Here is a 10,337-nt window from a genome sequence, read left to right on the forward strand (position 1 = left end):
CTGCTTATTCTGGGCCGGAAAGAATCCATGGGGCCACAGGAACAGGACCTGTTTACTCCTGTCTCCCAGAACTTGAAGATATACAAAAATGAACGATGAGTATCTGTTTAGCGCTTTGCATATGGCATGGGGACTGGCTCTTCCGGGACCCACTTGTCCCAGAAAATGATTCATTTTAAGCACAAATTGATGCCCAAGTGGGTCCCGGAGTGCCTGTCCCCTGCTTTCCTTAAAAGCGCTAAACAGATACAACAATGATAACCCTTGAAGTAACCATTCAGGGGGTTCCTCCCTAAAGACACGGGAAAGACAGCCGATTAAGTAACCGTTCAGGGGGGCAGGTACCGGCCAGGGGGACAGTCCCCTGGCCTAATGACATGAGTCACCACCGAGCACCCCCTAAATGGTTACATCGATATTATCATGGAAATGGAAAACATGCAGGGCTGTTTCTGCTGCCTGGAGCCGGTCCACACGTCAGCTCTGAAAATTATTGGGAAAAGCATTTTTTAACCTTGAAAATTGTGAAAAAATATGCAAGCAACCTTTTCAAGACTTTCCACTACACGCTCTTGTTCTGCTTCCTGACAAGCTGATTTTCTGCTTCAGTCCGTATTCGAAACGCCACGAAAACAGATCTGGTCCTGAATTAATCCGCCGGGACAAGCTGCAGCCGGACTGGACAACAGGTCTAAACCTGCAGCCTGAATGATAACTCCGGCACAAGACAAATTGTTTGTTCAGTTTTTCCCGAAAGGAGGAGGCCATGAAATACATGCTGGTTCTGGTATCGGCTGCAATGGTTTTATTTTTGGGGCTTGGACTGTCCCTGGGGGATACCTTTGAAAAGGAGTATGTCGGTTCTGATGCCTGCATGGACTGCCATATTGAGGAATATGAAAACTTCATGGAGTACGCCTCCAAATCCAACTCCGATGAAAATGTCCAGCTTATGCTGGATAAGCTTACCCCTGATGAGCAGCGTGAATGCTACGAGTGTCACACTACCGGCTACGGTGAACCTGGAGGTTTTATCAGCTTCGAGGACACCCCGGAACTGGGACACGCCGGATGCGAGGTCTGTCACGGCCCCGGCTCGGAACATGCCTTCACCGGTGATCCACACCTCATAGAAGCTGACCTGAATATCGAAGAACATTGCGCTCCCTGCCATGATGATGAACGGGTCCGCAACATCAATTACAAACCCCTGCTCTATTCAGGGGCGCATTAAGCCCCAGCAAGCGTTAACTCTTTATTTTTGAAGATGCTGGCGAGTAAATCCCGGGGCCAGTTCAGAACCATAAAACAATCAGGAAGGCCGGAAATGAAATTTGTGAATATTTTTTCAAGATCCATCCTGCTCAAGGTGGTGGTCCTGGTAGTACTGCTGGCCATCGTGGTATTCACCCTGCTTATCCTGGTCAATTCTTACTGGCAAAGAGCTGACACCATGAGCCAGATTGAAAGCCAGGGATACCGCACCACTGACCTCGTGGAACTGAACATAGAAGAGCCCATGCTTATCGGAGACAATGAAGGCACCCATCAGCAGTTCGCCCGCATTGACGATCTCTACGATGATCTAAACGTATATCTTACCGATTTCCGGGGCAATATCACCTACTCCACCAGCGAAGACAATCTCCGCATGGACATGGATGAAGTACATCCTGAACCGGATGTGCACCAGGTGGTATTTGACAGCCTGGACCGGGAAGCTGAAGAATCAGCCATGGTGACTGCCGGCGGCACAACATACTTCATGACTGTACGTTCCATCCCCAACGAACCGGAGTGCTACCACTGTCATGGGAGTTCCCAGCCCATCCTGGGCAGTATGCTGGTCATGCAGGATATTGACCCTGACCTGGCCCTGCTGCAAAGACATCAGATCCAGAACGCTCTTCTGGGCCTGGGCTGTCTACTGATCCTGGTATTTTCCATGGTATATTTCCTGAGAAAAACTGTTATAAACCGCATAACATATCTGCATGACATGGAAACCCGGGTGAGCAAGGGAGAGCTGGACCTGGAATTTCAGGATCTCGGGGAGGATGAGCTGGGCCGGCTGAACCAGGGATTCAAGGAAATGGTGCAAAACCTGAAACAAAAGATAAGTGAATCCCAGGAAAAAACTCGAATGGCCGAGGAGCAGACCAGAGAAGCCAACCTGGCCATGGAAGAAGCGGCCGAGGCCAGGGATGCTGCAGAAGAAAGAGAAAGGAGCCTGCAGGAAGCAGCAGCCCAGGTTCAAAGCATAACCAGTGAACTGACCCAGTTCACCGAACAGCTGGCCTCCCAGGTGGAGCAGGCCAGCCGGGGCGCTGAGGAACAGAGCAGGCGCACCACTGAAACAGCCACTTCCATGGAGGAGATGAACGCCACGGTTTTAGAGGTGGCCCAGAATGCTTCCAGATCGGCTGAAGAATCCACCCAGGCTCAGGAAACCGCCAGGTCCGGAGAAAAAACAGTGCATGAGGCTGTCAAGGCCATTGCAACAGTGCAGCGCAACGCCCTGGGACTGAAAAAACAGATTGCTACCCTGGGAGAGCATGCCGAGGGCATAGGCAAGATAATGAACGTGATAGATGACATAGCTGACCAGACCAACCTTCTGGCATTAAATGCAGCCATTGAAGCCGCGCGGGCAGGAGACGCCGGGCGTGGGTTCGCCGTTGTGGCCGACGAGGTGCGCAAACTGGCTGAGAAAACCATGAAGGCCACCCAGGAGGTCAGTCAATACATTTCCAATATTCAGGAAGAAGTCCACAAGAACATGGACAGCGTCGATAACACAGTAGAATCAGTAAAGGGAGCCACCAAGCAGGCCAATGAATCCGGTAAGCAGCTGAGCCAGATAGTGAAGCTTGTTAAACGGGCCAATGAACAGGTTCAGGCCATTGCAACGGCCACAGAGGAGCAGTCCACGGCCAGCGAGGAGATCAACAAGAATATTGAAGAAATAAACCGCATATCCAAGGAAACCGCTGGAGTGATGAACCAGTCAGCGCAGGCCATAACCGATCTGAACAAGCAGACCCAGAAACTGCAGAGCCTGGTGGACAAACTCCAAAAAAGCTCGCAGAATAACTGACCCTCTATCATTCAGGCTTGTAAAAACGGGTCTGCAGTGGCTCTCTGCAGACCCGTATTCCACCCAGCATCATACCAGAAGTACAAACCCCAGAAGCAGACCGCCTATAAGACCTGCATTGGCGGCATGAGCGTGCATGCTGGTGGACTGCGGGATAAGCTCATCACTTACAATATAGATCATTGCTCCGGCTGCAAATGCCAGGCCTCCGGAAATAAACATCTCCGAAATCCCGAAAACAAGCAGCCCCAGTGCTGCACCCACAACGGTCATAAGCCCTGCTCCCAGGGTAAACAAAAACACTTTCAGATTGGAAAGTCCGCCTGCCTTCAGCGGCCCTGCCACAGCGAGTCCCTCGGGTATATTGTGCAGCCCGATGGCCACAGCGATGATCAAGCCCAGTTCCGGGCTGGACTCAATACCGGCTCCTATGGCCAGGCCTTCAGGAATATTGTGCATGGAAATGCCGATGAAAATCAGATAGCCGGTGCGCAGCATTGTGCTTCTTCTAATGCCGAGACGTTCCGGGTTTTCCACCTCCAGGTGTTCACTGTCAGACAGGTGGGCATGGGGCATTAATCTGTCCAGGAGATACATAATGAGACACCCCAGCAGAAAACCTGTCACCAGCACAGTCATGGAGCCAAGTTCAAGTGCTTCCGGCATTAGCTCGAAAACGGAAACTGCCAGCATGACTCCGCCGGCAAATCCCAGCAGGGCGGCCATGGTTCTCTTGCCAGGCGGCCCCATAAACATGAGAGCCAAAGCCCCCAGGGCAGTGGAGGACCCCGCCAGTATGCTGTAAATCAATGCCTGCAATGGATTATTTGAATAGAGTTTAAGGGTTGAACGCTGATGTCTGTCATAGACCAAAAAGATCATTAAACCGGAGTTTATGCAAGCAAAACCATTTTACTTGCGCCTGTGCACGGAAAACCCTGCCTCCCTGAGCATGCTGCGCAGGTTGAGCATATGTGCTGAACCAACGAATACAGCGCAGCCGCCCTTCTCCAGAAACGGGAGCATGCGACTTAAAAAGCGCTCATCACGGCGGTTGATGACCATTTCAGTCCTGGATGGAAACTCTGCACTGGTTCCAAACATCCTGTCCAGTTCTCCCTTGAGATAACCGGTCTCATATCTCTTCTTAAGCCCTGACCAGTTATGGCAGTCCCTGAAAAACCGGACAATTCTGTCCACAGGAATACTGTCCAGTGTGCGCAGCTGCTCGGAGATGGTTTCCATGCCCAGAACGTATCTGCCCATTTCCTGAGCTGTATCCCAGGCCTCCCTGTCCACTGACTGCTCCCAGCCATGGCGTCTGAGAAACGAGGACCACATGGTGAAAAAGGCCAGCCAGGGCTTAGTGTAAGCCAGGTAATAGCGTACGTCAGGGCCGTTTTCCAGGGACATGTTCAATAGACGGCTCCAGAAGTTGCGGCCGAGCACTACTTTTTCGAGATTTTTGATCTCTGAATCCGTGAGCATGGAGGACAGCCTGGGGGTATCCGGGTCCGGATTCTTGCCGAAATCGGCTATGATATCCATGCTTACCTGGTCCAGGGGGCCTTCGCAAAGCACTGTATCCACCTCCTGGAAAAGCCTGCGCATGTCCAGCCGGAAACTGTAGGGATAAAAATGCGCGGCCCCGGCAATCCAGCTTCTGCGTCCGTTTTTTTCCAACTCCCAGATCATGGCCAGCCTGCGCTGCTCTGGAAGGTTCAAAAAAAACTTGAACTTGTCCTCCATGAAAGGAACAGGGTGCACTTTCGACTCTTTATGCGCTTCCGGCTTTTCCTCCCAGGCGGCAAACTCGAAGGGCCAGTGGGCGGTTCCGCCCCACTTCACCTTAAAACGCCTGATGCCTGGATTTACCCCAAGACCCAGATGAATGAATTCTTTTCCCCTGTCCCGGGACAGCTCGATCATTTCCCGAAAGAGCAGGTCGGTTGTGTAAGGGACATAATTGATGCGGGAATGCGCCCCGATAAGATAGCTGACAAAACGCTTTGGACCGGGATCCAGAAGCAGACAGGCGGCAAGATTGCCCTTTTCATCCCAGGCATTGAGAAGGAAAAGCTCCGGAACACCGGCCAGCACATGGACGGTACGCTGGTACATATTGCGTACCCTGGCAGGAAGAGTACGGTTATGAACAAATTCCTTCCAAAGTTCCTCATGAGCCGGAGTAAACTCCCTGCCCTGCTCCACCTCCAGGGACCTGGAGGCCTTCTGTGCAAGGCGCAGAAGGCGGGACTGCACCCTGCTTTCCACCGGCAGGATATAGTAAAAGTCCTGCTCCACGCAATGCCCGGAGAGATCTTCCGGAAGAGCAGGACTCACTGACCAGCACCTGGCGGGCCTGATTCGCTTTATGCTTTCCCGCAGGGCTTCTGAAAAGCTTTGAGGGTGATAAGGCCCTGTTAATGGATATCCAACGGCCATCAACCAGTCCCCGCCGGCCAGGAAAAGATGGTCCCGGACAATAAAAGGTTCCCCGCAGGACATGGCCCGCATTAAACTTGCAGAATGCTCAGGCACATAACCATGTTCAAGAACCCGGGAAAATTCTGGAAGTCCCAGGGTGCCCAGAGAAAATTCATTGCATACTTCAGAAACGGGTTTATTCTTCATCCCGGCAACAATGCACAAGCTTTAAGCGTTGTCAAGAATGCTTTTCACCGGCATAAGAAGCATTTCTTTACTCCTTGACACCCCCCATCACCATTGACTAACTATAATGTATGATCCAATCCATATATACGAGTCTTTCAGGTTTAAAAACGGGTATCAGTTCAGCGCTTTTAAAAAAAGCAGGCGACAGGTCCCCCGTGCTTGTTTTTGCCACAGGAGATTTCAGCATATTTGAATAATAAGTGCGGGGAGAGCCGGTCCCATGCCAAATCCAAAGCTCTGACATGATACAAAAAAGCAACTTGTATTTATACGCACAGGGAGGTGATTTATGCAGATTTACCTGGTTCAGCACGGAAAAAGCAGGCCCAAGGACCAGGACCCTGATCAGAGCCTTTCTCCAGAGGGTGAAAAAGAAGTCCGCCGCATTGCTGAAACAGCCGGGGACTACCGGGTTCCTGTCCAGGGCATTCTGCACAGCGGCAAAAAAAGAGCAGAACAGACCGCACGGATAATGTCCGGCACCCTGAATCCGGCAATAAGCATAGAAGCAGCCCAGGGACTGGGCCCCCTTGACGATGTCCAGGCCTGGAAAGATAAACTGGAAGAGCTTAACCACTTTATGCTGGTGGGACACCTTCCCTTCATGCAGCGGCTGGCTTCACTTCTGGTGAACGGCGACCAGGACAACCAGGTGATAAAGTTCCAAAACGGCGGAATTATCTGCCTGGAAAAAGAACAGGGATGGCATATCAAATGGACCTTGATGCCCAGTATTGACTGAAAACCAAAAAAGAGAGGATTTATGCAGGAAATAAAGATAACCCGTAATCCCCCCCGGGAAGAACTGGAAAAAATGGGGGTCTGGCAGTGGCCCACTTGGGGAGAAAAGGAATCAGAATTCCCTTGGCACTATGATCAGCAGGAAACATGCTACATCGTGGAAGGAGAGGTTGAGGTGACCCCGGAGGACGGAGAGCCTGTGGTCATCAAGGCCGGCGATCTGGTGAACTTTCCCAGGGGCATGTCCTGCACCTGGAAAATTAACAGGGCCGTAAGCAAGCATTACCGTATGGAATAAACGTTGAGCAGTGCCCGCCAGTTTTCGACTGCAGCTGTTTTTGTCATTTGTGGCTTCACCTGTAACCGGAGGAATGTAGCTCATGGATGATCCATCCATACTGGTCTTTGTCCTGGTCAGTTTTGTAATAGGATTTTTGTGCGGCCTTTTACCTTACCTGGTGGGCAGCGTTTACGGGATGCGGCGGCATGCCAAAGCCGGAATGATTTTATGTATCGTCGGCGGTCTTCTGGGGGGAATCGTGGTGGCCCTGCCTGTGGCCCTGATTTTCACCGGTGTGATCCTGTTCAAGACGAGATCATAAAAATAAAGTAATCAATCATAACGAACCACTCTCAGCCATGGGAGGTATGGAAGCAGGGGCGTATGATAATTAATCAGCTTGCGGACAACGCCTTATAAACCTCTTGCTAAGCCTTCTACTTGCGCCAGAGGAAAAATATTAAGGTCAGCACTGCGCTTATGAGGATACAGGTGCCCAGGGGGAAATAAAAGGTGAAGTTTTCCCTCTTGATGAGAATGTCCCCGGGGAGACGGCCCGGGGTAAAGGGCAGCTTGTCCCTCAAGAGTACCAAAAGCCCCACCGCCGCCAGAACCAGACCTATGATTATCAGTATCTTACCGGGATCAGGCCATTCCTGCATACCGTAAAACCTCAAGTTCAGCTTGAACTTTTTCTATTGCTGAGTTTGCCGGCAATCCTGTAAAACATGCTGTATCGTACCGGCTGTTACTAATCCCTAAATCCCCCAATCCCTCAATTCTTCAATCCCTCAATTCCCCAATCCCTGAATTCTCAAATCCCTGAATTCCCCAATCCCTCAATCCCAAAATTCTTCCATTCAACATATCCTGGGCAGCTGTTCTCCCTCCAGCATATCCAGCAGCCTGTGGCCGCCAAGGGAAGTCCTTAGCACCACCCTGCCCTTTTGTCCTTCCCGGACGTACCCGATAAGGGCTGCATCCCGCCCAGCAGGATGGGAGTGCATGACCTCTAAGGCCTTGCTGGCCAGGTCTTCAGGCAGGATACAGATGAACTTGCCTTCATTGGCCAGGTACAGGGGATCCAGGCCCAGAAAAGAACATCCGCCCTGCACTTCCCGGCGTACAGGTACCTGATCCTCCTGGAGAAGTATTTCGCAGCCGGACTGAGAGGCGATCTCGTTTAAAGTGGTGGCCAGCCCTCCCCGGGTTGGATCGCGCAGCACATGAACATCCCCCACTTCCCGGATCAACCTGGTGGTCAGGCTGTTCAAGGCCTGGCTGTCACTCTGGATATCAGTTTCAAACTTCAAACCCTGCCTGTGAGTCAGTATGGCCAGGCCGTGGTCTCCCATGGTGCCGCTTATAAGTACCGCATCTCCAGGTTCTGCCCTGCTGCCTGAAGGAGCAGGATCGGCTATAACCATGCCGATGCCGGTGGTATTGATAAACATTTTGTCCGCTGCTCCTTTAGGCACCACCTTGGTATCGCCGGTGATGACTTGTACTCCGCAGTCGGCGGCAGCCCTGCCCATGGATGATGCAATCCTGTCCAGATCCTGCATGTCCAGTCCCTCTTCCAGGAGGAAGGCACAGCTCAGATACTTAGGCTGTGCCCCCAGCATGGCCACGTCGTTTACCGTTCCGTGCACTGCCAGGGAACCGATGTCGCCCCCGGGAAAAAACAGTGGAAAAATGGTGAATGTGTCCGTACTCACGGCCAAAGGGCCGCTTAAATCCTCGATGAGGGCGGCGTCATCAAGGCGGTTCAGCCCTGGGTTGCCTAAGTGTTTTAAAAATATCTCCCTGATGAGACGCTGCGAGGCCTTGCCTCCGCTGCCATAGTCAAGAAGGACCCTGTCGGACATGGATATTTTTCCTTTATACGTTCTACAATGAGTATTTGAAAAAAGCCGCGCAGGAACCCTCAGTGGAAACCATGCACGGCCCCACGGGCTCAGCCGGTGTACACACGGAAGCAAAGAGCGGGCACTGGGGCGGCAGTATTTTGCCCTTGAGTACCTGGCCGCATTTGCACCCGGTATTTGTTTCAGGTTGAAGCGGGGCAGGCTCAAATTTTCTCCTTGCGTCAAACCCCAGGTATTCTTTTCTCAAAGACAGCCCGCTGCCCGGAATGTCCCCCAGTCCTCGCCAGGCGGTATCCACAGGCTTGAACACCTCCAGCATCACTTCCCTGGCCCTGGGATTGCCCTGATCTGCAACCGCCCTTTTATAATTGTTGATCACTGCGGGTGTTTTTTCCTTGTGCATACGCAGCAGAATCTGGATGGACTGCAAAATATCCAGGGGCTCGAAACCGGAAATGACAGCCGGAAGGTTGTAATCCCCGGCCAGAAACATAAACGGCTCGATGCCTGTAATGGTGGATACGTGACCCGGAAGAAGAAGTCCGTCCACCCTTATGTCCGGGTCCGAAGCCAGTGCCTGCAGAGCCGGGGGTACCAGCTTGTGCATGGGCAGAATGAAAAAATTCTCCACCTGCTGCTTGAGAGCCGCTTTCACAGTGGCGGCTACTGTAGGAGCCGTGGTTTCAAATCCTGCAGCCAGGAAAACCACGTTTTCAGAAGGGTTGTCCACAGCCAGCTGCAGGGCGTCGAAGGCGGAATAGACTATGTCCACCCTTGCCCCTTCCGCCTGTGCCTTTTTCAGGCTGTCGCCTCCGCTGCCCGGCACACGCATGAGGTCCCCAAAGGTGGCCAGGCGGAGATCCATTTTTGCCAGGTCCAGAAAAGTATTTACTTCCAGGTCATGGGTCACACATACAGGGCAGCCCGGGCCGGAAAGATGAGAGATGTTCTCGGGCAGAAGGCTCTTTATGCCGCTTTGAAAGATGGATACAGTGTGCGTGCCGCAGACTTCCATGAAACGAAAAGGTGAATCAGCCAGGTGCTGAATCTGTTCCAGAACTCTGCGGCAAAGATCCGGGTCCCGGAATTCACTTGACAAGTTCAAGCCCCAGACTGTCCTGAAACAGTTTCAGGGTTTCCAGGCCTTCCTGGCGGTCAATGCATCTCAGGGCAAAACCTGCGTGGACAATGACAAAATCCCCTACAGCCGGCATCTGGTCCACAATATCCAGGCGTACCTGGTTTTTGACTCCGCCCACTTCCACATGGGCCACATTGTCTTCTATGGACACCACTTCCATGGGAACGGCCAGACACATATATTTTCTCCTGAATTTTTATTGTTGCAATACTGCCCCGCAAGGCCTCATTTCACGGCCTGGACTCTCCAGGACGTCAAAACAATAACTAACCAGCCCGTCTCAAAAGGTCAACAAAGGAAGAGGCTGGATCCTGAGAATGTAACCATTCAGGGGGGGGCTAACCGGCCCGGGGACAGTCCCCGCGACACTTTTCCTTGACGAATACAAAAAGTACAGAAGCGAAATTAAGTGAAGCTGCATAGTCATAACTTAGCGGGGACAGTCCCCGGGCCTAATGCCATGAATCACCACCGAGGACCCCTTGAATGGTTACCTGAGAATTATTTTGCCTTTTTCAAGCTTCAGTGTTAGCA

11 protein-coding genes are annotated in these 10,337 nt (G+C 52.0%); 5 read left to right on the plus strand and 6 right to left on the minus strand.

The annotated features are described in order from the left end of the window. The first annotated feature begins 766 nt into the window (after positions 1 to 766). Together D5S03_RS02225 and D5S03_RS02230 are read left to right on the plus strand one after the other, a co-directional pair. Positions 767 to 1,234, plus strand: a complete 468-nt coding sequence (locus D5S03_RS02225; RefSeq protein WP_008868760.1) for a cytochrome c family protein — start codon at positions 767 to 769, stop codon at positions 1,232 to 1,234. Between the two features lie 93 nt (positions 1,235 to 1,327). Then, entirely contained in the window at positions 1,328 to 3,097 is a 1,770-nt protein-coding gene (locus D5S03_RS02230) for a methyl-accepting chemotaxis protein (RefSeq protein ID WP_287042555.1), read from the plus strand. Positions 3,098 to 3,166: 69 nt separating this feature from the next. Here the strand turns inward: D5S03_RS02230 and D5S03_RS02235 are convergent, their stop codons facing one another. Next, positions 3,167 to 3,907: a ZIP family metal transporter gene (locus D5S03_RS02235; RefSeq protein WP_208596362.1), complete on the minus strand. Its 741-nt coding sequence runs from the start codon at positions 3,905 to 3,907 to the stop codon at positions 3,167 to 3,169. 102 nt (positions 3,908 to 4,009) lie between these two features. Continuing rightward, complete coding sequence (locus tag D5S03_RS02240) at positions 4,010 to 5,731, minus strand: TraB/GumN family protein (RefSeq protein ID WP_287042556.1); 1,722 nt, start codon at positions 5,729 to 5,731, stop codon at positions 4,010 to 4,012. 331 nt (positions 5,732 to 6,062) lie between these two features. Here D5S03_RS02240 and sixA point away from each other — a divergent pair, with 331 nt between their 5' ends. The 3 genes from sixA to D5S03_RS02255 all read left to right on the plus strand — a co-directional run bounded on the left by sixA (position 6,063) and on the right by D5S03_RS02255 (position 7,116). After that, positions 6,063 to 6,515: a phosphohistidine phosphatase SixA gene (sixA, locus tag D5S03_RS02245; RefSeq protein WP_008868756.1), complete on the plus strand. Its 453-nt coding sequence runs from the start codon at positions 6,063 to 6,065 to the stop codon at positions 6,513 to 6,515. Between the two features lie 21 nt (positions 6,516 to 6,536). Then, the gene (locus D5S03_RS02250) at positions 6,537 to 6,812 is read left to right on the plus strand and encodes a cupin domain-containing protein (protein WP_287042557.1); all 276 of its coding nucleotides are present in this window, start codon (positions 6,537 to 6,539) and stop codon (positions 6,810 to 6,812) included. Positions 6,813 to 6,894: 82 nt separating this feature from the next. Further along, entirely contained in the window at positions 6,895 to 7,116 is a 222-nt protein-coding gene (locus D5S03_RS02255; protein WP_008868754.1) for a hypothetical protein, read from the plus strand. Between the two features lie 115 nt (positions 7,117 to 7,231). Here D5S03_RS02255 and D5S03_RS02260 read toward each other — a convergent pair whose 3' ends face one another. From D5S03_RS02260 to D5S03_RS02275, 4 genes are all read right to left on the minus strand, one after another. Further along, complete coding sequence (locus D5S03_RS02260) at positions 7,232 to 7,456, minus strand: DUF2905 domain-containing protein (protein WP_008868753.1); 225 nt, start codon at positions 7,454 to 7,456, stop codon at positions 7,232 to 7,234. Positions 7,457 to 7,654: 198 nt separating this feature from the next. Next, entirely contained in the window at positions 7,655 to 8,662 is a 1,008-nt protein-coding gene (gene hypE, locus D5S03_RS02265; protein ID WP_287042558.1) for a hydrogenase expression/formation protein HypE, read from the minus strand. Positions 8,663 to 8,684: 22 nt separating this feature from the next. Next, entirely contained in the window at positions 8,685 to 9,767 is a 1,083-nt protein-coding gene (hypD, locus tag D5S03_RS02270; protein WP_287042559.1) for a hydrogenase formation protein HypD, read from the minus strand. Further along, positions 9,751 to 9,981 carry a HypC/HybG/HupF family hydrogenase formation chaperone gene (locus D5S03_RS02275; RefSeq protein ID WP_008868750.1) on the minus strand — a complete coding sequence of 77 codons (231 nt, stop codon included), beginning with the start codon at positions 9,979 to 9,981 and terminating at the stop codon, positions 9,751 to 9,753. The genes hypD and D5S03_RS02275 overlap by 17 nt, the downstream gene beginning before the upstream one ends. Positions 9,982 to 10,337 lie beyond the last annotated feature (356 nt).

This window comes from Desulfonatronospira sp. MSAO_Bac3, from assembly GCF_003838035.1.
GTDB classification, from domain to species: Bacteria; Desulfobacterota; Desulfovibrionia; order Desulfovibrionales; family Desulfonatronovibrionaceae; genus Desulfonatronospira; species Desulfonatronospira thiodismutans.

Excerpts from the sequence above, each read along its gene's own strand:
- D5S03_RS02225 (WP_008868760.1), top strand. The coding sequence starts at position 767 with ATGAAATACATGCTGGTTCTGGTATCGGCTGCAATGGTTTTATTTTTG.
- D5S03_RS02230 (WP_287042555.1), top strand. The coding sequence starts at position 1,328 with ATGAAATTTGTGAATATTTTTTCAAGATCCATCCTGCTCAAGGTGGTG.
- D5S03_RS02240 (WP_287042556.1), bottom strand. The coding sequence starts at position 5,731 with ATGAAGAATAAACCCGTTTCTGAAGTATGCAATGAATTTTCTCTGGGC.
- sixA (WP_008868756.1), top strand. The coding sequence starts at position 6,063 with ATGCAGATTTACCTGGTTCAGCACGGAAAAAGCAGGCCCAAGGACCAG.
- D5S03_RS02250 (WP_287042557.1), top strand. The coding sequence starts at position 6,537 with ATGCAGGAAATAAAGATAACCCGTAATCCCCCCCGGGAAGAACTGGAA.
- D5S03_RS02255 (WP_008868754.1), top strand. The coding sequence starts at position 6,895 with ATGGATGATCCATCCATACTGGTCTTTGTCCTGGTCAGTTTTGTAATA.
- D5S03_RS02260 (WP_008868753.1), bottom strand. The coding sequence starts at position 7,456 with ATGCAGGAATGGCCTGATCCCGGTAAGATACTGATAATCATAGGTCTG.
- hypE (WP_287042558.1), bottom strand. The coding sequence starts at position 8,662 with ATGTCCGACAGGGTCCTTCTTGACTATGGCAGCGGAGGCAAGGCCTCG.
- D5S03_RS02275 (WP_008868750.1), bottom strand. The coding sequence starts at position 9,981 with ATGTGTCTGGCCGTTCCCATGGAAGTGGTGTCCATAGAAGACAATGTG.